This is a genomic window from Pseudomonas sp. YH-1 (assembly GCF_051990045.1).
Classification (GTDB): domain Bacteria; phylum Pseudomonadota; class Gammaproteobacteria; order Pseudomonadales; family Pseudomonadaceae; genus Pseudomonas; species Pseudomonas nicosulfuronedens.
The window spans coordinates 3070318-3095952 of the sequence record NZ_CP178184.1; the positions used below are offsets into that span (position 1 = coordinate 3070318).

At 64.7% G+C, this 25635-nt stretch carries 22 protein-coding genes and 1 tRNA gene; 9 read left to right on the forward strand and 14 right to left on the reverse strand.

Translation table 11 applies throughout. From position 1 onward, the window contains the following. The first annotated feature begins 181 nt into the window (after window positions 1-181). A complete protein-coding gene (locus tag ACKI1H_RS14350) occupies window positions 182-1546 on the forward strand; it encodes an APC family permease (protein ID WP_440468675.1) in 1365 nt (454 codons plus the stop codon). 28 nt (window positions 1547-1574) lie between these two features. After that, entirely contained in the window at window positions 1575-2672 is a 1098-nt protein-coding gene (locus ACKI1H_RS14355; RefSeq protein ID WP_440468676.1) for a DmpA family aminopeptidase, read from the forward strand. Window positions 2673-2910: 238 nt separating this feature from the next. Here the strand turns inward: ACKI1H_RS14355 and ACKI1H_RS14360 are convergent, their stop codons facing one another. From ACKI1H_RS14360 to gcl, 11 genes are all read right to left on the reverse strand, one after another. Continuing rightward, window positions 2911-3909, reverse strand: a complete 999-nt coding sequence (locus ACKI1H_RS14360) for a sulfate ABC transporter substrate-binding protein (RefSeq protein ID WP_440468677.1) — start codon at window positions 3907-3909, stop codon at window positions 2911-2913. Between the two features lie 228 nt (window positions 3910-4137). After that, window positions 4138-5793, reverse strand: a complete 1656-nt coding sequence (locus ACKI1H_RS14365) for a mucoidy inhibitor MuiA family protein (protein WP_440468678.1) — start codon at window positions 5791-5793, stop codon at window positions 4138-4140. Between the two features lie 145 nt (window positions 5794-5938). After that, complete coding sequence (locus ACKI1H_RS14370) at window positions 5939-6790, reverse strand: ion transporter (protein WP_440468679.1); 852 nt, start codon at window positions 6788-6790, stop codon at window positions 5939-5941. A 77-nt stretch (window positions 6791-6867) separates the two neighbouring features. Further along, window positions 6868-8112: a serine/threonine transporter SstT gene (gene sstT / locus ACKI1H_RS14375; protein ID WP_138526060.1), complete on the reverse strand. Its 1245-nt coding sequence runs from the start codon at window positions 8110-8112 to the stop codon at window positions 6868-6870. 192 nt (window positions 8113-8304) lie between these two features. Then, a complete protein-coding gene (gene dapF, locus ACKI1H_RS14380) occupies window positions 8305-9141 on the reverse strand; it encodes a diaminopimelate epimerase (protein WP_440468680.1) in 837 nt (278 codons plus the stop codon). 33 nt (window positions 9142-9174) lie between these two features. Continuing rightward, a complete protein-coding gene (locus tag ACKI1H_RS14385; RefSeq protein WP_440468681.1) occupies window positions 9175-10092 on the reverse strand; it encodes an urea transporter in 918 nt (305 codons plus the stop codon). A 531-nt stretch (window positions 10093-10623) separates the two neighbouring features. Beyond that, window positions 10624-12054 (reverse strand): pyruvate kinase, encoded by a 1431-nt coding sequence (pyk, locus tag ACKI1H_RS14390; protein ID WP_138526057.1) that lies wholly within the window; start codon window positions 12052-12054, stop codon window positions 10624-10626. After that, window positions 12051-13322: a glycerate kinase type-2 family protein gene (locus ACKI1H_RS14395; protein ID WP_440468682.1), complete on the reverse strand. Its 1272-nt coding sequence runs from the start codon at window positions 13320-13322 to the stop codon at window positions 12051-12053. The genes pyk and ACKI1H_RS14395 overlap by 4 nt, the downstream gene beginning before the upstream one ends. A gap of 308 nt (window positions 13323-13630) precedes the next feature. Then, window positions 13631-14521: a 2-hydroxy-3-oxopropionate reductase gene (locus tag ACKI1H_RS14400; protein ID WP_138526055.1), complete on the reverse strand. Its 891-nt coding sequence runs from the start codon at window positions 14519-14521 to the stop codon at window positions 13631-13633. Window positions 14522-14685: 164 nt separating this feature from the next. Then, window positions 14686-15468 (reverse strand): hydroxypyruvate isomerase, encoded by a 783-nt coding sequence (gene hyi, locus ACKI1H_RS14405; protein ID WP_138526054.1) that lies wholly within the window; start codon window positions 15466-15468, stop codon window positions 14686-14688. Window positions 15469-15604: 136 nt separating this feature from the next. Then, window positions 15605-17380, reverse strand: a complete 1776-nt coding sequence (gcl, locus tag ACKI1H_RS14410) for a glyoxylate carboligase (protein WP_440468683.1) — start codon at window positions 17378-17380, stop codon at window positions 15605-15607. A 357-nt stretch (window positions 17381-17737) separates the two neighbouring features. Between gcl and ACKI1H_RS14415 the strand changes: the two genes are divergently transcribed. Beyond that, a complete protein-coding gene (locus ACKI1H_RS14415; RefSeq protein ID WP_138526052.1) occupies window positions 17738-18169 on the forward strand; it encodes a GlcG/HbpS family heme-binding protein in 432 nt (143 codons plus the stop codon). A 111-nt stretch (window positions 18170-18280) separates the two neighbouring features. Here ACKI1H_RS14415 and ACKI1H_RS14420 read toward each other — a convergent pair whose 3' ends face one another. Continuing rightward, on the reverse strand, window positions 18281-18934 hold the full coding sequence (locus ACKI1H_RS14420) for a TetR/AcrR family transcriptional regulator (protein ID WP_138526051.1): 654 nt from the start codon (window positions 18932-18934) through the stop codon (window positions 18281-18283). 199 nt (window positions 18935-19133) lie between these two features. Between ACKI1H_RS14420 and moaA the strand changes: the two genes are divergently transcribed. The 5 genes from moaA (at window position 19134) to ACKI1H_RS14445 (ending at window position 22947) form a co-directional block, all read left to right on the forward strand. Continuing rightward, entirely contained in the window at window positions 19134-20129 is a 996-nt protein-coding gene (gene moaA, locus ACKI1H_RS14425; RefSeq protein ID WP_440468684.1) for a GTP 3',8-cyclase MoaA, read from the forward strand. A 65-nt stretch (window positions 20130-20194) separates the two neighbouring features. Beyond that, on the forward strand, window positions 20195-21025 hold the full coding sequence (locus ACKI1H_RS14430) for a substrate-binding periplasmic protein (RefSeq protein WP_440468685.1): 831 nt from the start codon (window positions 20195-20197) through the stop codon (window positions 21023-21025). A gap of 59 nt (window positions 21026-21084) precedes the next feature. Next, on the forward strand, window positions 21085-21420 hold the full coding sequence (locus tag ACKI1H_RS14435; RefSeq protein ID WP_440468686.1) for a low molecular weight protein tyrosine phosphatase family protein: 336 nt from the start codon (window positions 21085-21087) through the stop codon (window positions 21418-21420). Next, entirely contained in the window at window positions 21417-21902 is a 486-nt protein-coding gene (locus tag ACKI1H_RS14440) for a hypothetical protein (RefSeq protein WP_440468687.1), read from the forward strand. The genes ACKI1H_RS14435 and ACKI1H_RS14440 overlap by 4 nt, the downstream gene beginning before the upstream one ends. Before the next feature lie 82 nt (window positions 21903-21984). Then, on the forward strand, window positions 21985-22947 hold the full coding sequence (locus ACKI1H_RS14445; protein WP_440468688.1) for a formate/nitrite transporter family protein: 963 nt from the start codon (window positions 21985-21987) through the stop codon (window positions 22945-22947). Window positions 22948-22981: 34 nt separating this feature from the next. Here ACKI1H_RS14445 and ACKI1H_RS14450 read toward each other — a convergent pair whose 3' ends face one another. Beyond that, entirely contained in the window at window positions 22982-24265 is a 1284-nt protein-coding gene (locus ACKI1H_RS14450) for an NAD(P)/FAD-dependent oxidoreductase (RefSeq protein WP_138526046.1), read from the reverse strand. A gap of 185 nt (window positions 24266-24450) precedes the next feature. On the opposite strand from ACKI1H_RS14450, the gene ACKI1H_RS14455 reads away from it, so the two are divergent. Then, window positions 24451-24527, forward strand: a tRNA-Val gene (locus ACKI1H_RS14455). A 332-nt stretch (window positions 24528-24859) separates the two neighbouring features. Here the strand turns inward: ACKI1H_RS14455 and ACKI1H_RS14460 are convergent. Continuing rightward, window positions 24860-25174: a hypothetical protein gene (locus ACKI1H_RS14460; protein WP_440468689.1), complete on the reverse strand. Its 315-nt coding sequence runs from the start codon at window positions 25172-25174 to the stop codon at window positions 24860-24862. Window positions 25175-25635: the final 461 nt, after the last annotated feature.

Here is a 25635-nt window from a genome sequence, read left to right on the forward strand (position 1 = left end):
GGATTCGGCTCACGGTTTCCTCCTTTTACCGGGGCATCGTCAAGAGGGCGTAACCCCAAATGGTGATTGGCCAGCACCCCCGCCATGCCCAGACTGCACCCCATGCAGCGCCCCGGACAGAGGGTGCGACAAGGTCTTCGTTCCTGCCTCAACCACCAATAACAACTCGAGGAAAAACGATATGAGCGCTTCTTCTGCGCCAGCGAGCGGGCTCAAGCCCAGCCTGGGCGTGCTCGACGTGGTCGCCATTACCGTCTCGGCGGTCACCCCCGCCAGCTCCGTTTTCGTCATCGCTCCCTTCGCCATCCAGCAGGCCGGCAGCGGCGCCTTCCTGGCCTTCGTGTTCGCCGGCTTCCTGGCGCTGATGTTCGCCTGGTGCTACGCCGAACTCGGCCGCGCCCATAACTCCGCCGGCGGCGAGTACGTCTACGCCAAGCGCGTGTTTGGCGGTCTCGCCGGCTACGCCACCTTCCTCACCGTACTGGTCTCGCTGCTGTTCATCCCGCCGGTACTGGCGACGGGCGCGGCGACTTACCTCAACAACGCCCTGGGGACAAACTTCGACACCCAGACCGTCGCCCTGGTGATAGTCGCCGCCAGCTACGTGCTGGGCATCCTCAACATCCGGGTGAACGCCTGGATCACCGGTGTGTTCCTGCTCTGCGAAGTGGCGGCGCTGCTGGTGATCGTGGTGCTCGGTTTCGGCCACGTCAGCCAGCCGGTGACTGTGCTGGTGCAGCCGCAGCATATCGACGGCGGAATACTGGCCGCTGCGCCCTGGGCGCTGGTGATCGGCGCCGTGGGTACCGCCCTGTTCTCCTACAACGGCTTCGGCGGCGCAGTGCTGCTGGCCGAGGACATGAAGTGCGGCGGGCGCAACGTGCACCGCGCGGTGATCTGGTCGCTGGTGCTGGTGGTGGCGATCGAGATCATCCCGCTGACCGCATTGCTGCTGGGCGCGCCTTCGCTGAAAGACATGATTGCCAGCCCCGATCCGGTCGGCTACCTGCTCACTGCCCATGGCAATGAAACGCTGTCGCGGCTGGTCAGCGCCGGCATCTTCCTCTCGGTGTTCAACGCTATCGTCGCCATCGTCATCCAGGTCGGCCGGGTGATTTTCAGCAGTGGCCGCGACGAGCTGTGGACACCGCTGATGAACCGGGCCTTCACCCGTATCCACCCGCGCTGGGAGTCGCCGTGGATCGCCACGCTATTCCTCGGCGTGCCCTCGGCGGCGCTGAGCTTCAGCTCGAACCTGGAGGAGCTGACGTCCTTCACCGTGCTGCTGCTGGTGATGGTCTACCTGGTGGTGGCGCTCTGCGCGCTGTTCAGCCGCGTGCTGCGCCGCGACCGCGAGCATCCGTACCGCATGCCGCTGTGGCCGTTGCCAGCGATGCTGGCGGTGGTCGGCGCCGGTTACCTGTTGCTCAACCTGCTACTGGATGCCTCCTCGCGGGACGTCATGATCATTGTCGGAATACTGGCCGTGTCGGTGATTTTCTACAGCACTTACGGCAAGCTCAGCCCGGCCTTCCAGAAGCTCTGAAACCCTTCGCGAACACCAAGGAGAGAGCATGCGCGCTCGTCAACTCGGCATCACCCTCGGCCTGGGCACGCCCGGTGAGTTCAACGCCATCACCGATGTCCCCGGCATCCGCGTCGGCCACAGCACCCTGATCGGCGAGCGCGATGGCCGCGCCGTACGCACTGGGGTCACGGTGGTCCAGCCGCGCGAAGGGGCGGCGCGCCAGCAACCCTGTTTCGCTGGTTGCCATGTACTCAACGGCAACGGGGATGCCACGGGGCTGGAGTGGATCCGCGAGGCGGGCCTGCTGACCACACCCATCGCCATCACCAACACCCACAGCGTGGGCGCGGTGCGCGATGCGTTGATCGCTGCCGAGCATGCCGAACTGGCGGACCCGTCGGTGTACTGGTGCATGCCGGTGGTGATGGAGACCTACGACGGGCTGCTCAACGACATCTGGGGCCAGCACGTCGGCGCCGAGCAGGTGCGTGAGGCGCTGGCCGCCGCTGAGTCCGGCCCGGTGCGGGAAGGCCCGGTGGGTGGCGGCACGGGGATGATCTGCCACGAGTTCAAGGGCGGCATCGGCACTTCCTCGCGCAAGCTGCCGGCGGAGCAGGGCGGCTGGACCGTGGGCGCGCTGGTGCAGGCCAACCACGGCCAGCGCCGCGAGCTGCGGGTGGATGGTTACCCGGTGGGTCGCCAGCTGGGCGACCTGCCGTCGCCCTTCGCCGAGCAGGGTACGCCGGGCATGGGCTCCATCGTGGTGATCCTGGCCACCGATGCGCCGTTGCTGCCGCACCAGTGTCAGCGCCTGGCGCAGCGTGCCTCGTTGGGGATCGCGCGCACGGGAGGCGGGACCGACGACTCCAGCGGCGACATCTTCCTCGCCTTCGCCACTGGTAACCGCGACCTGCCGCCGGCGGACTACGGACGCAAGAACCTGCCTTTCGCCACGGCCCTGGAGATGGTCAACAATGACCATATCTCGCCGCTGTTCTCAGCCGCTGCCGAGGCGGTGGAGGAGGCCATCGTCAATGTGCTGCTGGCCGGCCAGGACATGCGCACCGATGACTGCGTGCTGGTGCCTGCCCTGACTGGGGAGCGACTGCTGGCGGCATTGCGCGAGGTCGGTTGGAAGGGATGACGTGGTGCGTTCGCAGGATGGTGTGGAGCGAAGCGATACCCATCGATTGGCCCGGTGCCGATGCAGCATGGGTATCGCTGCGCTCCACCCATCCTACGAGTCTCGCGAATGGATTCCCCGGCGATTCCGTTGCTGGGCGGGCTCGCGAGCAAGCTCGCTCCTGCACGCGGATGCTGTGCCATGAAAAAAGCCGGGGCTGCTGGGCAGCTCCGGCTTTTGACTTTCCCGTACCAGTGAATCAGTTCGGGGTGTAGATCTGGTCGAACACGCCACCGTCGGCGAAGTGGGTCTTCTGCACGGTGCGCCAGTCACCGAAGGTCTTCACCACGGAGAAGAAGTCCACCTTCGGGAAGCGGTCGGAGAACTTGGCCAGCACTTCGGGGTTGCGCGGGCGCAGGTAGTTGTTGGCGGCGATGGTCTGGCCTTCGTCGGACCACAGGTACTTCAGGTAGGCCTCGGCCTCGGCGCGGGTGCCTTTCTTGTCGACCACCTTGTCGACCACGGCCACCGGCGGCTCGGCTTCGGCGGAGACGGTCGGGTAGACCACTTCGAAGCCGCCACGGCCGAACTCGCGGGCGATCATCTCGGCTTCGTTCTCGAAGGTCACCAGCACGTCGCCGATCTGGTTCTGCATGAAGGTGGTGGTCGCCGCGCGGCCACCGGTGTCCAGCACCGGGACGTTCTTGAACAGTTGGGCGACGAATTCCTTGGCCTTGGTTTCATCGGCGCCATGCTTCTGCGCGTAGCCCCAGGCGGAAAGGTAGGTGTAGCGGCCGTTGCCGGAGGTCTTGGGGTTCGGCACCACGACCTGGATACCTGGCTTGACCAGATCGTCCCAGTCCTTCAGGCCCTTGGGGTTGCCCTTGCGCACGATGAACACGGTGGCGGAGGTGAAGGGGGCGCTGTTGTTCGGCAGGCGGGTCGCCCAGTCCTTGGGCACCAGGCCGCCGTTGTCGGCCAGGGCATCGATGTCGGTGGCCTGGTTCATGGTGATGACGTCGGCCGGCAGGCCGTCGATCACCGCGCGGGCCTGTTTGCTGGAACCGCCGTGGGACATCTGGATGGTGATCTTCTCGCCTTTCTCGGCCTGCCAGTGTTTCTGGAAGGCGGCGTTGTAGTCCTTGTAGAAGTCACGCATCACGTCGTAGGAGACGTTGAGCAGGGGCTGGGCGGCCTGGGCGGCGGAGGCCAGGGCGAGGCCGGCGGCCAGCAGCGAGGCGCTGAACAGACGTTTCACGAGCAGTTCCTTTTGGCAGTGTTGTTGGGTGTCGATTATGCCGACAGGTTATATGCCACTTAAATACTTAAAGGCTATTTGCTTATGCGGGGAGCAGGGCTCGCAATCCCCTCGCGATCTTCTCCCGCACCCGGCTTTCGATCCTGTCGCCAGGCTCCATGCGCCCGCGAAATGGCCGATTGCCCGGCAGCCTAGCAGGCTTGCCGGGCAATGACTGCCCCTGCGGCCTCAGTCCAGCCCGCTGACCTCCAGCTCCTTGGGATACTCGACGCTGAACCTGAAGGTCGTGCTGCGTTTCTCGCCCGGTTTCAGCTGCCAGTCCCACAGCAGCTTGCCGTCGTCCTCGCGAGCGAAGGACTGGTCTTCGGGCTCCAGCAGGGCGACCTTGATCTGCTCATTGCGCGAGATCGGCAACTGGTCCTTGAACTGCAGACGCTGCTCGGTCTTGTGGTTGTTCTGGGCGTCGATGCGGAACTCATACGTGATGCGTTTGCGGCCGCCGGTCAGACCGGTGTAGTCGGTGTAGCGGTTGACCAGCTTGCGCTTGATCGACATCGCTTCGTCGCCGCCCAGGGCCAGCTCGAAGGTTTCGCCTGGCATCACCGCGCGCAATTGGCCGCTGGCGACGAAGGTGTTGCCCAGGTAGGTGTTGAGCGTACCCGGCAGCAGCGGATAGTCGCTGGCATTGCGGGTGTCGGCCTGCAGGTAGGCGGCTTCACGCAGCGACGGTGTGGCCAGGTAGCGGAAGGTCGCGGGCAGCTTGAACTGGGCGATGGCGACCTTTTGCGAGCTGCCGTCGCTGTTCAGTGTGGCGTGGGTCGGGATATGAAACGAGGCGCTGGTGGTGGCGCCGCTGACTTCGGCGACGGCTACGGGCATCTCTTCCAGCGAACCGGCCACGGCCATTTCGTCGGCGGCGAAGCGCTGGGCCTTTTTCGCCTCCAGCGCCATCATCGGCGCGGCTGGCGCCGGGGCGGGCCTGGCAGCCATCACCGTGCGCGGGTCGAAGGTGTCGACGAACCACGGCGAGAGCGCCGGCACGTTGCTGCCCAGATTGGGGCGGGCGGTGGACAGGGTGAGGTCGACGTCGGTCCAGTCCTCGCCACTGCTCTGACGGACGATGCCCTGGTAGATCATCTCGATCTTGTCCTCGCCGTCGCGCAGGCGGGCGTCATAGGCCGGGCGCCAGGAAGCGTCGTACAGCGTGTAGCTGAGCTGCAGCTGGACTTGTGCCGGCTTCTCCAGCGCCACGCGCAGGATCGCGCGCTTGTAGTGGGTGCCGTCCCCGGCCAGGTGGCTGCGCTGGCTCTCCAGCTCCTGCTTGCGCTGTTGCAGTTCCTCGCTCTGCTGGTCGAGCTTGCGTTGCTCGTCGAGGATGTGGCCCAGGTTGCCCTCGCTCATCTGCAGCAGGCTCTTCAGTTCGTCGATGCTTGGCAGTGCCTGGTTCTTGCCCGGCTTGGTGCTGCTGGCCTGGATGTCGGCGAGGAACTGCTTCTGGTTCTCCAGCACGCTGCCACGGTCGCTGATCTCGCGTTCCTGCCGTTCGATGTCGCGCAACTGCGTGTCCAGAAGTTGCAGACGATTGTCCTCGGAGGGCGGCGAAACCTGCGGCGCGCTGCTCACGTCAAGCAGGGTCGCGGCCGCGCTGGCGCTGAGCGAGGCCTGCAGGCTGTTGTCGTCGATGCGCAGGGGCAACTGCTCCAGGGCGATTTCGTGCTGGCCGGCGGGCAGTTGCAGAGTGGCTGTGCGGGTGACGATGGCACGGTCGGTATAGACGGTCACCGCGCTGATGCGGCTGTCGGCTACCTGGGGGGCGGCCAGCAGCGAGGGACTGGCCAGCGCACCGGCCATGGCGAGAATCAGTGGGTGGAGTCGAGAGGGCATGTGCTCACCTCGCGGCCTGGAAGGCGGCCGGCACTGCGGAACGCCACCATGGCGTCCGTCCATGCCGCTTGTGACGAAGAGGGCGGGAGCAACGGGTTGAGCGTGGGTGAAGGCAGGCCGCAACGGACGACGAACGGTCGCCAGGTCAAGGGTGGACAGATTCATCCATCCGCGGGAACAGCGGGTTACCGCAGCGCGAGCAGAACGCCGCTTCGGCCTCGTGGCTGGCCTTGGCACAGGCCGGACAGGGCTTGGCCAATTGCCCTGGCGTGCGCTCCTGGCGCATGGCGTTGTGCAGTTCGGCGCTGAAGATGCCGGTGGGTACGGCGATGATCGAGTAGCCGGTGAGCATCACCAGGCTGGCGATGGCCTGACCCAGCGGGGTCTTCGGCGTGATGTCGCCAAAACCCACGGTGGTGAGCGTGACGATGGCCCAGTAGATACCGCGCGGGATGCTGGTGAAGCCGTGTTCGGGGCCTTCGACCACGTACATCAGCGAGCCGAACACCGTCACCAGGCTCATCACCGAGAGAAAGAACACAGTGATCTTCTGCCGGCTGCCGCGCAGCGCGGTGAGCAGGAAGTCCGCCTGACGCAGGTACTGGCGCAGCTTGAGCACGCGGAACACCCGCAGCACGCGGACGATGCGCACTACCAGCAGGTACTGGGCATCGGGGTAGAAGATGGCGATCACCCCCGGCAGCACCGCCAGCAGGTCGACCAGGCCGTAGAAGCTCAGGGCGTAGCGCAGGGGCTTGGGCGAGCAGTAGAGGCGCGCCAGGTATTCGATCAGGAACAGTCCGTTGATCACCCATTCGATGTCGCTGAGCAGGCCGCCGTAGGCATGGTTGATCTCGTCGACGCTGTCGAGGATCACCACCAGCAGACTGGCGAGGATGACAATCAGCAGCGCGCTGTCGAAGCGTTGCCCGGCCGGCGTGTCGGACTCGAAGATGATGATGTAGAGGCGCTGGCGAAAGCTGGGCGAGGCGGCCATGGGCGAATCCGGCGAAAGGATTCAGACACCATAGCCGAGATGCGCCGGGGCGGCCGTGGCCGCCCCGCTGGCGAGGATCAGGCGCGCTCGCTCGCCTGCTGCTCGTCCACGTCGCCCTCGGCCAGGCAGGCCGCGGCGGTGAACAGCACGTCGGTGGAGGAGTTCAGCGCGGTCTCGGCCGAGTCCTGCAGGATGCCGATGATGAAGCCGACGGCCACCACCTGCATCGCCACTTCGCTGGAGATACCGAACAGGCCGCAGGCCAGCGGGATCAGCAGCAGCGAGCCGCCGGCCACGCCGGAGGCGCCGCAGGCGCAGACCGAGGCGACCACGCTGAGCAGGATGGCGGTGGGCAGGTCGACGGCGATGCCCAGGGTGTGTACCGCCGCCAGCGTCAGCACGCTGATGGTGATCGCCGCGCCGGCCATGTTGATGGTGGCACCCAGCGGGATCGACACCGAGTAGGTGTCCTCGTGCAGGCCCAGGCGCTGGCACAGCTGCAGGTTGACCGGGATGTTGGCCGCCGAGCTGCGGGTGAAGAAGGCGGTGATGCCGCTCTCGCGCAGGCACATCAGCACCAGCGGGTACGGATTGCGGCGGATCTTGGCGAAGACGATCAGCGGGTTGATCACCAGCGCCACGAACAGCATGCAGCCCAGTAGTACGGCCAGCAGGTGCAGGTAGCCGATCAGGGCGTCGAAGCCGGACTCGGCGATGGTGCCGGCCACCAGACCGAAGATGCCCAGCGGAGCGAAGGCGATCACCACACGGACGATCAGGGTGACGCCATTGGCCATGTCATCGAGGAAGTCGCGAGTGGTCTGGCGGGCGTGGCGCAGGGCGATGCCCAGACCGATGGCCCAGGCCAGGATGGCGATGAAGTCGGCCTCCAGCAGTGCCTTCACCGGGTTGGTGGTGACGCTGAAGAGCAGGGAGCGCAGGACTTCGCCGATACCGCCGGGCGGCGCCAGTTCGCTGCTCGGCGCGTGCAGTACCAGGTTGGAAGGGAAGGCGAAACTGGCGATCACCGCGACCACGGCCGCGGAGAATGTGCCGATCAGGTAGAGCATCAGGATCGGCCGGATATGGGTTCGCTGCCCTTGCTTGTGGTTGGCGATGGAGGCCATCACCAGCACCAGCACGAGGACCGGAGCGACCGCCTTCAAGGCGGAAATGAACAGCTTGCCGAGCAGGCCGACCGCCTGCGCGCCTTGCGGCCAGAGCAGGGCGAGGGCGATGCCGCAGAGCATGCCGATGAAGATCCGCAGGACCAGGCTGGTGCCTTTGAGTCGCTGCAGAAGCGTGGGGGAGGGAAGCGTCATGACATCTTTCGCTGCGTGAATGAGGGGACGCACCCGTGGTCGGATGCGGAAGGGGGCGGATTATGCCGCCTGCATCCGGGAAATGCGCGGTTACCCGTCGATTGAGCCAGACGGCGGACGTTATGCCGCAGTGTGGGCGAGGGTGAGCGCACCGGCATTGATCCATGCCGGTCGCAGTGGCAATAGCGGGGCTTAGCCGAGGTCGGCGAAAGCTTCCGGGTCCAGGTCGATGCCGGCGACGCGTTGCACGGCGCCACGCATGGTGACCTTGAAGTCATCCTCGACACGGATGTTCAGCAGGCCGCCTGCCAGATGCAGGTCGATGCGTTCGTCGCACAGGCCAAGCCTGCGTGCCACAGAGGCCGCCGCGCAGCTGCTGGTTCCGGAGGACAGCGTATAACCGGCGCCGCGCTCCCAGATTTCCACGCGCAGCGCGTCGCGGGACAGCCACTGGACGAACTGCACGTTGGTACGGCGGGGAAACAATGGATGGTTTTCCAGCAGCGGGCCGAGGCGGCAGGCCAGCTCGCGGCTGGTCTGTTCGACGAACACTACGCAATGCGGGTTGCCCATGGAGACGGCGTTGATCCTCAGCGCCACGCCGTCGATTTCCAATGGGTAGTCCAAAGCTTCAGGCGCATCGATCAGCACCGGAATCCGCGCACAGGCGAACTCGGCATTGCCCATGGACACCTCCACGGTACGGCCGTCGTCGAATACCTGGCTGGTCACGGTGCCGCCGGCGGTGACGATGTCGAAAGGCTGCCCTGCGACCAGGCCGCAGTCCCACAGGTAGCGGGAGAAGATGCGCAGGCCGTTGCCGCTCTTCTCCGCCTCGGAGCCGTCGGGGTTGAGGATGCGCAGGCCGAAGGCGGCATCCGTGTGGTTCGCCACCAGGATGCCGTCAGAGCCGATACCGTGGTGGCGGTCGCAGATGCGTCCGATCTGGGTAGCGGTCAGGGCGAACGGCGCGTCGCCGGCATAGACGAGGTAGTCGTTGCCCAGAGCCTGGTATTTCACGAAGTTCATCGGTGCGATCCGTCGCCGGAAGAAGGCCCTCGACTATACACGCGGGCCGCTGTTTTCCCTTTGCGGATCGCGCAATAGCGCTTCCAGCGCGCGCTGGCCAAGAATCACCAGCCAGCAGGCGAGGATGAAGGGTGCGGTGAACGCGGGCAAGCCGACGAGGGCGAAACCGGGTTGCAGCAGCACCGCCAGGAGGATGCCGCACAGCGGAGCCAGCGGGCTGCGGAAGCGCAGCGACAGGGCGATACCGGCGAGCGCGCCGTTCAGGCCGAGCAGGCCGGCCTGCGCTGAGGCGGCCGGCAGGTCGAACAGCGGCGCCAGGGCCAGTGCGCCGACGGTGCCGGCCAGGGCCCAGAAGGCCGCGCGGCGCTCCACCAGCAGCAGGCCGAGGGCGATGGTCAGGCCGGCCAGTGGTTCGCCGAGGAAGATCACTTCGCCGAAGCCCAGTGCGGAGGAGTCCAGCAGCGGGTTCACTGCGCCACACGACAGGCAGGCGGCGCCGGCCGCCGGCACCAGGCCGATGGCCTTGCCCAGCGCGCTGGACACCCAGCCCAGCAGCACGAAGGCCGAGGTATAGGCTGGCAGGCCGAAGCGCCGGCGCGATTGGCGCAGCAGCACCGCCTGCACGGCGACGCCGGTGAGTATCGCGGCGATGGTCAGCATCACCAGTCCCAGCGACCACTGGAACAGGAAGGGCAGCAGCAGACCGATGAGGATCGGGTTGTAGTCGTGCAGGCCGGCGTCGATGTCCGCCTGCGGTTCGCGCACGAAGCGTGCGGTGAGCGGGCCGAGCAGCGCCCCGAGCAGAGCGCCGGGCAGCAATGGCGGCGCGGCCCAGGCGATGGTCAGCAGCAGGATCAGGCCGAAGCGGGCGTCGGCCTGCAGGTAGATCTGGCCGAAGCCGATCAGCCGGGTCGAGAGGAACTGCTTATTCAGGATCGAAGTCAGGGGCATGGTGGTTCTGGGCAGTTGAAAGTGACTCCGCAGCGCCTCGTTGAGTGTGGGGCATCGAGGCCCCATCGACGGGCGCTGCGTGAGAACGGTGTGACGTCGCGATACGGGACGGCGCCACGGGTCTGGAAAAAGAAAAGAGGTTGTCGGCGGGATCACCGCCAACAACCTCAAAGTTCCATGGCCAGCATTGGGAGTTGCTGCGTGGGGGCCATGGACCGACAAGCATTCGGTGCTCATGTTTCTGCTGCTGAAGCACTCAGTAGCAAGGTCAAACCCGGACGGACGGGGACGCGGCCCCGTATTCCCGGCCCCGTCCGTCCGGGAGTGACTCGGTGCGGAGGCACGCGGTATGGCGTGGCTCCTGAACTCGGTGTTTCTCCTGTCAGCCCGCTTTCCGTCTCCCCAGCCCTCTCCCTGAAGGGCGAGGGGGCCGCTCGGCGTTGCCGGTAACTCCGGCGTTCGCTTGCTGCCGCTCAAGTTCCCTCTCCCGCTTGCGGGAGAGAGTTGGGGAGAGGGACTCTCAGGCTTGAATCAAACTTCCAGTGCCGGCGCCACCGTCTCGATCCGCAGCATGTTGGTGCTGCCCGGCTGGCCGAAGGGCACGCCGGCGGTGATCACCACGGTGTCGCCACGGCGTGCCATGCGCTGGGCCAGGGCGATGTCCAGGGCGGTGGAGCAGATCTCGTCGACATGGGCGAGCTGCGCGTTGACCACCGAATGGACGCCCCAGGCCACGGTCAGGCGGCGGGCGGATTTCAGTTGCGGGGTGAGGCTGAGGATCGGTGCCTTGGGCCGTTCGCGGGAGGCGCGCAGGGTCGAGGCGCCGGACTCGGTGTAGTTCACCAGCACCGCCACTGGCAGGATGCGACTGATCCGGCGGATCGCGCAGCTGATGGCGTCGGAGACGGTGGCGTCCGGTTCCGGACGGTTGATTTCCAGCGTTGCCTGGTAGTCCGGCTCGGCTTCGACCTGGCGGATGATCTTCGCCATCATCTCCACTGCCTCGCGCGGATACTGGCCCGAGGCGCTCTCGGCGCTGAGCATCACGCAGTCGGCGCCTTCGCTGACGGCGTTGGCCACGTCGGTCACCTCGGCGCGGGTTGGCGCCGGGGAGAAACGCATGGATTCGAGCATCTGCGTCGCCACCACCACCGGGCGTCCAAGCTGGCGGCAGACCTGGATGATGCGCTTCTGGATGCCCGGCACACTCTCGGCCGGCATCTCCACGCCGAGGTCGCCACGGGCGACCATGATCGCGTCGGAGAGGCGGGCGATGGCTTCGATGGACTGCACCGCCGAGGGCTTCTCGATCTTGGCCATGAGGAACGCCTTGTCGCCGATCAGTGCGCGGGCTTCCTCGATGTCTTCGGGGCGCTGCACGAAGGACAGGGCGACCCAGTCCACGCCCAGCTCCAGGCCGAATTCCAGGTCACGGCGATCCTTGGCGGTCAGCGGGCTGAGCTTGAGCACGGCTTCGGGAACGTTGACACCCTTGCGATCGGACAGCTCGCCGCTGTTCATCACGCGGGTCTCGATGGCGTCGCTGTGGGCATTGAGCACCTGCAGGCGGATCTTGCCGTCGTCCAGCAGCAGGCTCATGCCCGGCTCCAGCGCCTGGATGATTTCCGGGTGGGGCAGCATGACACGCTGCTGGTCGCCCGGTGCGTCGTTGAGGTCGAGGGTGAAGGTCTGGCCCTTCTCCAACTGCACCGCACCTTCGGAGAAACGACCCACGCGCAGCTTCGGCCCTTGCAGGTCCATGAGGATGCCGATGGGGTAGTTCAGCTCGGCTTCCACTTCCCGCACCCAGGCGAAACGCTGGGCGTGGTCGCTGTATTCGCCGTGGCTGAAGTTCAGGCGGAACAGGTTGGCGCCGGCTTCCACCAGCGCGCGGATGTCGTCGCGGCTTTTGATCGCCGGGCCCAGGGTCGCGAGGATTTTTACTTTCTTGTCAGGAGTCATTTGTCGTTCTCGAGGACCAGGATGGCGCGGAAGTCGTTGACGTTGGTTCGGGTCGGCTTGGTGATGACCAGGTCGCCCAGTTCGGCGAAGAAGCCGTAGCCGTTGTTGTTGTCGAGCTCGTGCAGCGGGTTCAGGCCGGCCTTGAGGGCGCGGTTGTAGCTGCACGGACTCATCAGGGCACCGGCGTTGCTTTCCATGCCGTCGATGCCGTCGGTGTCCCCCGCCAGGGCCCAGATGTTCGGTTCACCTTTCAGGTCGGCGGTGAGGCTGAGGAGAAACTCGGCGTTGCGTCCGCCACGGCCATTGCCGCGCACGGTCACGGTGGTCTCGCCACCGGAGAGGATCAGGCACGGTGCTTTCATCGGCTGGCCATGCTTGCGGATCTGCCGGGCGATGCCGGCGTGGACCTTGGCCACCTCGCGGGACTCGCCTTCCAGGTCGCCCAGGATCAGTGTCGGGATGCCGGCGGCTTCAGCCTTGGCAGCCACCGCGTCGATGGAGTGCTGGGGCGTGGCGATCAGCTTGAAGTGGCTGCGCGACAGGCACTCGTCACCGGGTTTGACGGTCTCCGAGCGCGGGTCTTCCAGCCAGGCGCGGACGTTCGCCGGGATGTCGATGGCGTAGCGCTTGAGGATCGCCAGGGCGTCGGCCGAGGTGGTCGGGTCGCCCACGGTGGGGCCGGAAGCGATCACCGTGGCCTCGTCGCCGGGCACGTCGGAAATCGCATAGGTGTAGACGCTGGCCGGCCAGCAGGCGCGGGCCAGGCGGCCGCCCTTGATGGCGGAGAGGTGCTTGCGCACGCAGTTCATTTCGCTGATGGCGGCGCCGGATTTCAGCAGTGCCTTGTTCACGCCGCGCTTGTCGTCGAGGCTGATGCCTTCGGCCGGCAGGGCGAGCAGGGCAGAGCCGCCACCGGAGAGCAGGAAGATCACCCGGTCGTTTTCGCTGAGGCCGCTGATCAGCTCCAGCACGCGGCGCGCGACGCGTTCACCGGCATCGTCCGGCACCGGGTGCGAGGCTTCCACCACTTCGATGCTGCGGCACTCGGCTCCGTAGCCATAAGGCGCGACCACCAGACCCTGGACCTCACCTTTCCAGTGCTTCTCGGCGACTTCGGCCATGGCGCCGGCAGCCTTGCCGGCGCCGATGACGATGGTGCGGCCGCCCTTATCGGTGGGCAGGTGCTGCGCCAGTACCTGGGCCGGATGCGCGGCGGCAATGGCGGTGTCGAACAGCTCGCGCAGGAAGGCGCGTGGGTCGAGGCTCATGACAGGCTCCCGTGATTCTTCTTGTGGTGTATCCATGGCTCAGTCGCCTTCGCAAAAGGAGACTCAGCGATGGATTCGAACGCCCCGGCCGGCGAGGCCGTGATTCCCACCGGCCGGGTGTTCGAGTCGCTTTGCAGCGTGGCGGGCGACGCCACTCCCATAACGTCGCCCATCACTTTGCTCTTGCTGGCGTTATCCGCCGTACAACCTGCTCTTCGTAGGATGGTGTGGAGCGAAGCGATACCCATCGATCCTGATGCCCTGAATGATGGGTATCGCAAGCTCCACCCATCCTACGAATGCACTTCTCAGTCCTTGCGGATGGAGAAGTTGGCCATGTGCTCCAGGCCCTTGATCAGGCCGGAGTGGTCCCAGTTGCTGCCGCCGATGGCGGCGCAGGTGCTGAACACCTGCTGGGCGTTGGCGGTGTTGGGCAGGTTCAGGCCCAGTTCGCGAGCGCCGGCCAGGGCCAGGTTGAGGTCCTTCTGGTGCAGGCTGATGCGGAAGCCCGGATCGAAGGTGCCCTTGACCATGCGATCACCGTGCACTTCGAGAATGCGCGAGGAGGCGAAGCCGCCCATCAGCGCTTCACGCACCTTGGCCGGATCGGCGCCGTTCTTCGCAGCGAACAGCAGGGCTTCGGCGACTGCCTGGATGTTCAGGGCGACGATGATCTGGTTGGCCACCTTGGCGGTCTGGCCATCGCCATTGCCGCCGACGCGGGTGATGTTCTTGCCCATGGCCTGGAACAGCGGCAGGGCGCGTTCGAAGGTATTCGGGCAGCCGCCGACCATGATGCTCAGGGAAGCGGCCTTGGCACCGACTTCACCGCCGGAGACCGGGGCGTCCAGGTACTGCGCGCCGGTGGCCTTGATCTTCTCGGCGAAGGTCTTGGTGGCGGTGGGGGAGATCGAGCTCATGTCGATCACCACCTTGTTCGGGCCCACGCCTTCGGCGATGCCGTCCTTGCGGAACAGTACATCTTCCACCTGCGGGGTGTCCGGGACCATCACGATGATGAACTCGGCTTCCTGGGCGACTTCCTTGGGGTTGGCCAGGGCGACGGCGCCGCCGTTGGCCAGCTCGGCGGGAGCGGCATCGTGGTGGGTGGAAACGAAGATCTGGTGACCGGCTTTCTGCAGGTTCAGTGCCATGGGCAGGCCCATGATGCCGGTGCCGATGAATCCGATTTTGGCCATGAGGAATTCTCCTGGTTGTTCTTGTTGGGCATTCGGCTCCCTGCGTACCCAAGGAGTCGATGTGCAGGCCGTAGGATGGGTGGAGCTTGCGATACCCATCACCCAATGGTGCAGGGATCGATGGGTATCGCTGCGCTCCACGCCATCCTACGAAGTGAGTCGGGTCACACCACGTTGTGGCTCTTCAGCCAGCCGAGGCCGGCTTCGGTAGTGGTCTTGGGCTTGTATTCGCAGCCGACCCAGCCGCGGTAGCCGATGCGGTCCAGGTGGTCGAACAGGAAGCGGTAGTTGATCTCGCCGGTGCCCGGCTCGTGGCGGCCGGGGTTGTCGGCCAGCTGCACGTGGTTTATCGAGGCGAGGTTCTTCTCGAGGGTCCGCGCCAGGTCACCTTCCATGATCTGCATGTGGTAGATGTCGTACTGCAGGAACAGGTTGGCGCTGCCGACCTTCTCGCGGATGTCCTGGGCCTGTTTCGTGGTCTGCAGGTAGAAGCCGGGAATGTCGATCGTGTTGATCATTTCCATGACCAGCTTGATGCCTGCGGCTTCGAGCTTGCCGGCCGCGAACTCCAGGTTGTTCAGGAAGGTGTTCTCGATGGTCGCGCAGTCGTAACCCTGCGGACGGATGCCGGCCAGGCAGTTGACCTGGGTGTTGCCCAGGACCTTGGCGTAGGCGATGGCCTTATCGACACCGGCGCGGAATTCCTCGACGCGGTCCGGGTGGCAGGCGATGCCGCGCTCGCCTTTCGACCAGTCGCCGGCGGGCAGGTTGAACAGCACTTGTTCGAGCTGGTTTGCGTCCAGGCGGGCCTTGATCACCTCGGCCTCGACGTCATACGGAAAGAGGTACTCGACACCGCTGAAACCGGCGCGCGCGGCGGCTTCGAAACGGTCGAGGAAGTCCACCTCGGTGAACAGCATGGACAGGTTGGCGCAGAAACGGGGCATGGGGTCACTCCTGTTGAACGGGTGGTGCGTGGTGCTCGGCTTCTTCAAGAAAGAGAGCAGGGGGTGGGGGACTCCCCGCCAGGAAATGTCCACCCCCAGCTCCTCCCCGAGGGGAGGAGTCGTTCGGTCCGGCTAATCAGTCGAGCAGCGAGATGGCCGTCGGCGCGTCGACGCCTTTCAGGGCCAGCTCTTCGAACTCGTTGACCGCGTTGATCTCGGTACCCATGGAGATGTTGGTGACGCGCTCCAGGATGACCTCGACCACCACCGGTACACGGTGCTGCTGCATCAGCTCGCGAGCCTGGGCGAAGGCCGCGCCGATCTGGTTCGGGTCGAATACGCGGATTGCCTTGCAACCCAGACCTTCCACCACCGCGACGTGGTCCACGCCGTAGCCATTGAGTTCCGGGGCGTTGACGTTGTCGAAGGCCAGCTGCACGCAGTAGTCGATCTCGAAGCCGCGCTGCGCCTGACGGATCAGGCCCAGGTAGGAGTTGTTCACCAGCACGTGGATGTACGGCAGGTTGAACTGTGCACCGGCGGCCAGCTCTTCGATCATGAACTGGAAGTCGTAGTCGCCCGACAGCGCGACGACCTGACGGCTCGGATCGGCCTTGACCACGCCCAGGGCTGCCGGAATGGTCCAGCCCAGCGGGCCGGCCTGGCCGCAGTTGATCCAGTGGCGCGGTTTGTAGACGTGCAGGAACTGCGCGCCGGCGATCTGCGACAGGCCGATGGTGCTGACGTAGCAGGTGTCCTTGCCGAAGAATTCGTTCATCTCTTCGTAAACGCGCTGCGGCTTGACCGGCACGTTGTCGAAGTGGGTCTTGCGCTGCAGGGTGCGCTTGCGCTCGCGGCAGGATTCGACCCAGGCGCTGCGGTCTTTCAGCTTGCCGGCGGCTTTCCATTCGCGGGCCACTTCCAGGAACACGTCCAGGGCGGAGCCAGCGTCGGAAACGATGCCCAGGTCCGGGGTGAACACGCGGCCGATCTGGGTCGGTTCGATGTCCACGTGAACGAACTTGCGGCCCGCGGTGTAGACGTCGACCGAGCCGGTGTGGCGGTTGGCCCAGCGGTTGCCGATGCCGAACACCATGTCCGATTCCAGGACGGTGGCGTTGCCGTAGCGGTGCGAGGTCTGCAGGCCGCACATGCCGGCCATCAGCGGGTGATCGTCAGGGATGGTGCCCCAGCCCATCAGGGTCGGGACCACCGGCACGCCGGTCAGCTCGGCGAATTCCACCAGCTTGTCGGAAGCGTCGGCGTTGATGATGCCGCCGCCAGCGCAGATCAGCGGACGTTCGGCGTCGTTGAGCAGGGCCAGGGCTTTCTCGGCCTGGGCGCGGCTGGCCTTGGGCTTGTTCACCGGCAGCGGCTCGTAGGCGTCGATATCGAATTCGATCTCGGCCATCTGCACGTCGAATGGCAGGTCGATCAGCACCGGGCCGGGACGGCCGCTGCGCATTTCGAAGAAGGCTTTCTGGAAGGCGTAGGGCACCTGGCCCGGCTCCAGCACGGTGGTCGCCCACTTGGTGACCGGCTTGACGATGCTGGTGATATCCACGGCCTGGAAGTCTTCCTTGTGCATGCGCGCACGGGGAGCCTGGCCGGTGATGCAGAGGATCGGGATGGAGTCGGCGGAGGCCGAGTACAGGCCGGTGACCATGTCGGTGCCGGCCGGGCCGGAGGTGCCGATGCACACGCCGATGTTGCCGGCGTTGGTGCGGGTGTAGCCCTCGGCCATGTGCGAGGCGCCTTCCACGTGGCGGGCCAGGACGTGATCGATGCCACCGAGTTTCTTCATGGCCGCATACATGGGGTTGATGGCGGCGCCCGGTACGCCGAAGGCGGTATCCACGCCTTCGCGACGCATGACGAGTACGGCAGCCTCGATTGCTCTCATTCTGGCCATATTTTGTTCCTCGGTTCTTATACTGATTGTGTACAAAAGTTGAGGCGATTCTAGGCAGGCAATTCGACGAAGGTCAAGACGGGTTGTATACGAGGGACTGAGCGGTCATTTTTTCCTGTAAGCCTTCTATTTCGTGGCTTTCGGCGAAAACCTGAACGCAGGGTCAAACTATCGTTTGAAAAAATGTATACAAAAATAGATGTGAATTGTCCTTTTCAGTTGCTTTGGGTGAGACCTTCGGCTACTAGATTGCGTACAAATTTCTGATACGCGTGTGCGCAGCTTTGATTTCTGCGCGCGACGTTGCCCCGGCTTATCCACCTTGATCGGTCTTATCAACTTGAAGAGGAAAACCCCATGAGCACCCTGAGCCTGGAAACTGCACTGGACATCACCCGCCACGCCCTGGTCGCCAGTCGCGAGCTGTCCACCGCCCCATTGACCATTGCCGTGCTGGATGCCGGCGGACACCTGTTGAGCCTGCAGCGCGAGGATGGCGCGAGCATGCTTCGTCCGCAGATCGCTATCGGCAAGGCGTGGGGCGCGGTGGCGCTGGGCAAGTCGTCGCGCGTACTGGCGGCGGACGCTCAGCAGCGCCCGTCGTTCATTGCCGCGGTGAACACCCTGGCGCAGGGCAACGTGGTGCCCGCACCGGGCGGCGTGCTGATCCGCAATTCGGCCAATGAAGTGATAGGCGCCATCGGCATCAGCGGCGACGCCTCGGACATCGACGAGCAATGCGCGATCCGTGGCGTGCAGGCGCTGGGCCTGGTCGCTGACGCGGGCTGAGTCAGGAAGGGAAGGGCGCGCAGATCACCGCGCGTCACTCCTACGCGTTTCCGCGGCACCAGTAGGATGGGTGGAGCGAAGCGATACCCATGCGGCAGCGGTTGAAAACCGTTAGATCGACAACGGCCGCAAACGCCCCTGCGGCTTGGGCTCGCCTCCATTGTCCGGCGCGGTACCACGCAGCACCAGGCGGGTAATGGTATCGGTGGCGGCTTCGAAGTCCGCGTCGCTCAGGCTGGTCTTGCCGGTGACCATGGAGATCTGCCAGTCGAAGTCGGCGTAGGTCTGGGTCGCCGCCCAGATGGTGAACAGCAGGTGATGCGGGTCCACCGGCGCCAGCAGGCCGCGATCGATCCAGCTCTGCAGGCAGGCGATGTTGCGCTGCGCCTGGGCGTTCAGTTCGTCCAGGTATTCCTTGGGCAGGTGCGGCGCACCGTGCATCAGCTCGCTGGCGAACACCTTGGACGCGTGCGGCAGCTCCTGGGAAATCTTCACCTTGGAACGGATATAGGCGCGCAGCGCCTCGCTCGGCTCATCGTCTTCGCGGAACGGCGCGGACGCCTGCAGCAGCGGCTCCACCACACTTTCCAGCACGCAGCGGTAGAGATTTTCCTTGGACTGGAAGTAGTAGTAGACGTTGGGCTTGGGCAGCCCGGCGCGAGCGGCGATGTCGCTGGTCTTGGTCGCCGCGAAACCCTTCTCGGCGAATTCCTCGCTGGCTGCTCGGAGGATGAGGCGCCGGTTACGCTCGCGAATGCTGGTCATTGGCTGGTCTTCTTTCTTGTATTGCGTGGTCACCCAACTAAGCCGGGCATGGTAGCACCGGGCTCCGGAAGCCCTCAACTCAAGGCTTGTACGCATTTTCCTGACTCGCGAGTCGGTTTTGTGTGTACAGCGACGGCGTTCTAAGGTATTTCTAGCGCACTTTCGTTCGGCACCTGCCATCCGGAACTTCCCACTGCCCATGTCCGATTCCCAGTTGGTCGACCCCTTCGGTCGACGCATCACCTACCTGCGCCTGTCGGTTACCGACCGCTGCGATTTCCGCTGCACGTACTGCATGAGCGAAGACATGCAGTTCCTGCCGCGCGACCAGGTGTTGAGCCTGGAAGAACTCGAAGCTGTCGCCGACGCCTTCATCGGCCTGGGTGTGAAGCGCATTCGTATCACCGGCGGCGAGCCACTGGTGCGCAAGGGGCTGACCGGTCTGTTGGCCCGGCTGGGCACACGACCGGAGCTGGACGATCTCTCCATCACCACCAACGGCTCGCAATTGCGCGAGCGTGCGGCCGAGCTGCGCGCTGCCGGCGTGCGCCGCCTGAATATCAGCCTTGATTCGCTGCGCCGCGAACGCTTTGCCGCCTTCACCCGTTCCGACAAGCTGGAGCAGGTGCTCGACGGCATCGACGCTGCCCGCGAGGCCGGCTTCGAGCGCATCAAGCTCAATGCCGTGGTGCAGAAGGGGCGTAACGACGACGAAGTCTGCGACCTGGTGGCCTTCGCCCTGGAGAAGGGCATCGATATCAGCTTCATCGAGGAAATGCCGCTGGGCAGCGTCAGCAGCCACGAGCGCAAGCAGACCCTGTGCAGCAGTGACGAAGTCCGCGCGCAGCTTGCCGAGCGTTGGCAATTGCTGCCGACGCCGGAGCGCAGTGGCGGTCCGTCGCGCTACTACCGCATCGACGGCTACGCCAGTCGTATTGGCTTTATCTCCCCGCACAGCCACAACTTCTGCGGCGACTGCAACCGGGTGCGGGTGACCGCCGAAGGCAAGCTGGTGCTCTGCCTGGGTCACGAAGGTGCGCTGGACCTGCGCCAGCTGCTGCGCGAGCACCCCGGCGACAGCGCTCGCCTGCGCGAAGCACTGATGCAAGCGTTGCAGCTCAAGCCCGAACGCCATCATTTCGAAGTCGATCAGCAGGTGCAGGTGCTGCGCTTCATGAGCATGACCGGCGGCTGAGTCCGCCACGGCGGACGCCCGACCCGCCGGACAGAACAAAAACAACAGGCAACAAGGAGAGTCGTTTGAAGCTCAAGGCATTCTGCTGCGCGCTCGCCAGCATCCTTTCCAGCGGTGTATCAAGTGCCGCCATGGCGCAGACCTACGTCGTTGGCGTCGAGAACCTCGCTTTCGCCCCGCACTACAGCACCGATGCGCAGGGCAATTACCAGGGGTTCGCCCGCGAGGTGCTGGATCTGTTCGCCAGCACCAGCGGCATTACCCTGGAATATCGTCTGTTGCCGGTGGATGCTCTGCTGCCGGCCTTGCTGTCCGGGCAGGTCGATCTCAAGTACCCGGACAACCCCAACTGGGCGCCCGAGCAGAAAGCCGGGAAAACCCTGCGCTACAGCCAGCCGGTGACCGAGTACGTCGATGGCGTGCTGGTGGCGCCGGAGCGGCTGGGGCAGGGCGTCGCTGCCTTGAAGCGGCTGGCGCTGGTGGATGGCTGGACGCCGCGCGGTTATGAGCAGCAGGTGCAGTCCGGGCAGATTGCCCTCGCGCCCAGCGCCGACCTCAAGCAGATGATTCATGCCGCGCTGAAGAAGCAGGCCGACGGCGTCTACTTCAACGTAGTGGTCGCCATCTATTATCTGGACAACGTCCGCGCGAAACCGGGAGCACTGGTGTTCGATCCTTCGCTGCCCCATACGCGCAGCGCCTTCCACCTGTCCACGGTGAAGCAGGGTGAGCTGATTGAGCGCTTCGACCGCTTCCTGGTCGACCACGCCACGGAGGTGGCCGCGATCAAGGCCAAGTACGGCGTCGAGGCGAGTCTCGATTCCGAGCACCTGGGCGTCGAGCAGTGGAAAGTGGATTTCCTCGAGCGCCAGAAAGCGAAACAGAAGTCGCCGTGAGCCGCCTTCTTCCCTAGAATCGCCGCTGCCGTTTGCGCGCCAGCCGTAGGGAGGATGAAGTGCGCCGCGCTTTGTTCATCTGCAGCCGCAATCGTCTGCGTATCCCGACTGCCGAAACCGTCTTCGCCAGCTGGCCGGAGGTCGAGACCGACTCCGCCGGGCTGGCGCCGGACGCGGAAGTCCCTCTGAGCGCCGAACAACTGAATTGGGCCGATCTGGTCTTCGTCATGGAGCGTCGGTATCGGCAGGCGTTACTGCGCCGCTTCCCAGTGGCGATGCGCGGCAAGCGCCTGGTGTGCCTGGATATCCCGGACGACTACGCCTATCTGCAGCCCGAACTGGTGCTCCTGCTGGAGCGCAAGGTTGGGCCTCTCCTGCGGCAGGAGGGTGCGTGAGCGAGATCCGTATTCCCCTGCGTGAAGGCACGCTGATCTGCCCCGGTTTCCGCATCCAGGCCCAGCCCGAACCTTCGCTGGCCATTGATGGCGACTTGCTCTGGGCACTGGAGCAGTCGCAGTGGTGCCCGCTGCTGGTTTCGCTCCAGGAGCGTGACGGCGCACAGTGGGTCACGCCGTTGCCGCTGGCGCAGCAGGCAGGTTTCGACCCGCACCGGGTGATTGGCTGGCGGGACGAGCCAGTGAGGATCGAGCAGCCCGAAGGCGTCGAGGATGCCGAGGCGGCTATCCACTGGTGGCGCGGCGGCAGCGTCGAAGATGTGCGCGGGCGCGTCAGTCATCACTCCTGGGGACGCCTGCTGCGCCTGGAAGGGCCGGGGATCGGCCCCGAGCACATTCTCTTTCCGCGCGGCCACGGCTGCGTCTATGTCGGCCACCTCGACACTGACTGGCGCCAGTTGCGTTTCGAACCGATCAGTTGATCAAGCGCGTTCCGCAAGTTTCCGGAACCGAAGCGGCTGGAGCGCAGCCTAATTCTGCACTGCCCCCAGCGAGGTGCTTTGCATGGCCACGGAAAAACCCCCGGCACGCGGCGGCGCCCAGTCGCGCGAGCGTGCCAAGCCGAGCGCGTCGACCGCCAAGCGCAAGCCCGCATCGCGAAGCTCAAAACCAGGCAGCGACACGGCGGACGATCTTTCCGCAGAGGAACGCCGCAAGGTCGAAAAGAGCCAGCCGCCCCGCGCATTGGTGCTGCACGAAGTTATCCGCCTGCAGGGCAATCACGAACTGGAGCGCACGCTGGCCGCGCTGTGGTGGTCGGCGCTCGCCGCGGGTTTGACCATTGGCCTGTCGCTGATGGCCATGGGGTTGTTCCGCGCACGGCTGCCGGACCACGACATGGCGGTTATCACCACGAGCCTTGGTTACCCGGTGGGTTTCCTGGCGATCATTCTCGCGCGCCAGCAGCTGTTCACCGAGAACACCCTGACAGCAGTGTTACCGGTGATGAGCGAGCCGACGCTGGAAAAGTTCGGCCAGTTGCTACGGCTCTGGTCGGTGGTGCTGGCGGGCAATATCGTCGGTGCGCTGTTGTTTGCCTACGGCATGCTGCACCTGCCGATCTTCGACACCAAGGCCGACCAGGCCTTCCTCGATATTGGCCGCGAAGTGATGGAGAACGACCATTGGCAGATGTTTTCCAAGGGCATTGTCTCCGGCTGGATGATCGCCACCATGGTCTGGCTGGTGCCGGCGGCCGAGAGCGCCAAGGTATGGATCATCTTCCTGGTCACCTACCTGATGGCGCTGGGCAGCTTCAGCCACATCGTGGTCGGCACGTGCGAGGTCGGCTACCTGATGTTTGCTGGGGAAGTGGGGCTGGCGGCGTTCGTCATCGACTTCGCCCTGCCGACGCTGGCCGGCAACATCGTGGGGGGCAGTCTGATCTTCGCCTTGATGAGCCACGCCCAGGTGCGCAGCGACACCTCGCCGCCGGAGAAATCCCCGAAAAGAAAAACGGCGCCCTGAGGCGCCGTTTTTTCGTGCGGTGTGAAGCGAGGCGTCAGATGCCCAGCTTGTCGCGCATGGTGTAGTACCAGGCACCGATCGCGGAGAACGGAACCTGGAACATGCGGCCGCCCGGGAAGGGGTAGTGCGGCAGGGTGGCGAAGGCATCGAAACGCTCGGCTTGGCCACGCAGGACTTCGGCCAGCAGTTTGCCTGCCAGGTGGGTGTAGGTCACACCGTGGCCCGAGCAGCCTTGGGAGTAATAGATGTTGTCGCCGATACGGCCAACCTGCGGCAGACGCGAGAGGGTCAGCAGGAAGTTGCCGGTCCAGGCGAAGTCGATCTTCACGTCCTTCAGCTGCGGGAAGACCTTGAGCATCTTCGGACGAATGATCGCTTCGATGTTCGACGGATCGCGCGCGCCGTAGACCACGCCGCCACCGAAGATCAGGCGGTTGTCGCCGGTCAGGCGGTAGTAGTCGAGCAGGTAGTTGCAGTCTTCGACGCAGTAGTCGGTCGGCAGCAGGGATTTGGCCAGGTCGGCGCTCAGCGGCTCGGTGGTGATCACCTGGGTGCCGCACGGCATGGACTTGGAAGCCAGTTCCGGCACCAGGCCGCCGAGGTAGGCGTTACCGGCGACCACGATGAACTTGGCTTTTACGCGGCCCTTCGGGGTGTGCACGACCGGGTTGGCGCCACGGTCGATCTTCACGGCAGGGGACTGCTCGTGGATCACGCCGCCCAGGGATTCCACGGCTGCGGCTTCGCCCAGGGCGAGGTTCAGCGGGTGGATGTGGCCGCCGCTCATGTCGAGCATGCCGCCGACATAGCTGTCGGTGCCGACGACTTCACGGATGCGCTTGGCGTCCATCAGTTCCAGCTGGGTGTGGCCGAAGCGTTCCCACAGCTTTTTCTGCGACTCCAGGTGGCCCATCTGCTTGGTGCTGAGGGCTGCGAACACGCCGCCGTCCTTCAGGTCACACTGGATGTTGTACTTGGCGATGCGCTCGCGAATGATGCGGCCGCCTTCGAAGGCCATGTCGCCCAGCAGCTTTGCCTGCTTGGCGCCCACGCTGCGTTCGATGACGTCGATGTCGCGGCTATAGCTGTTGACGATCTGGCCGCCGTTACGGCCCGACGCACCGAAGCCGACCTTGGCGGCTTCCAGCACGGTGACCTTGAAACCGTTTTCCAGCAGGAACAGGGCGGTCGACAGGCCGGTGTAGCCTGCGCCGATCACGCAGACATCAGTTTCCACCTCGCCCTGCAGTTCAGGGCGGGCCGGGACCGGGTTGGCCGAAGCTGCGTAATAGGAAGAGGGGTAAGAGGTGTGCGGCATAATGCACCTGTGTTTGTTATTTTTTACGAGATGTGCGGATGCTACCTGAGTCGAATCACACCGGCTAGTGCCCGTGCAAAATAATTTACGGACGGTCGAACATAAAAAAATTCACTTTTTCAGTGGCTTAGCGAAAAAAGTGCTTGACCAAGAAAAACGATCGCGTAGAATGCGCCCCACACGACAGGCACATAGCTCAGTTGGTTAGAGCACCACCTTGACATGGTGGGGGTCGTTGGTTCGAGTCCAATTGTGCCTACCAAACATGATCGCTTCGGCGATTTCAAAAAGGGCGATCCGAAAGGATCGCCCTTTTTGTTTTGGGCGTTTTCCGGGTGTCGGGAAGGCGCTGCCTGGTCTGCTGTTTCGAGGCTCTGTACCTGCCGGGGGCTTGATCGCCCTTTCCCGGCGCTGTTCAAGGTATCAGGTCGCCGGCTGGGGACGGTGGTGTGCTCAGTGTGCTCGTCCGGTCGCTCCTCCTTTATATGGAGTCATGGGCTCGGTGCGTTTGTGTGGGGCTTGCGGTCTTCCCGGGCTGGCGATGCTGTGATGGATAGCCGGATCTTGTGCGCGAGGAGGGGCCTGGGCGGGGCGCTAATTCATCGCGCTTCTGCGTTCGCTGTAGGCTTCGTACTGCCGGCATTTCTGCTCGGCGTTGGCAGATGCCTGGTCCGGAGTCTGATCTCCGTGATAGCCGAAGCGCACGAAGTACCTGACGATCATCTGGGTATCCGCGTCGAGCTTGGCGCTTCCCTCGTGAACGGCTGCCATGGCTTGCTGTTCGGTTTTTCCTTCGTTTCGGTATAGGGCCCCCGCGCGTGCGAAGAGGCCTATGCCAGTGCAGAAGTCGGAGGCTTGCGCTTCGGCTGCAAGGGTCATGAGCAGGAGCAATGCTGTGAGCTTTTTCATATGACCTCACCGAGCCTGCGATTTCGCTTCGACTGTAAGTATGGAGCCTGCTTCGGTCTTCTGCTTGTCCGGTGGGTGAGTGCGACGAAGTCTTTATCTCTCTTTCAAGTGTGCCTGCCCGTGTGGTTGGCAATAGCGGTAAACAAAAACGCCCGATGCGGTGCATCGGGCGTTTTTCCTATCGGCGGTTTTCGAAGCCCGGCCCGCTGCCGTGGCCGCCACCTCCGTGATTGCCTCCGCCACCTGGTCCGCCGAATGGCGGGAAGAATGGCCAGCAGCCGGAGAGTAATACCAGGGCGGTGAGCAGAGCGGCTTTGGTCAGCTTGGATAACATCGAGGCACCATGGGGCATGAAAAAAATCGGCGCAAAGTAGACCTGCCGGCGGCGCTGGTGTCTCGAAGAATTTGGTATCGGCAAGGTAAGTATTGTGTCGGCGCTGATGCATCATTGGCTGCGAGGG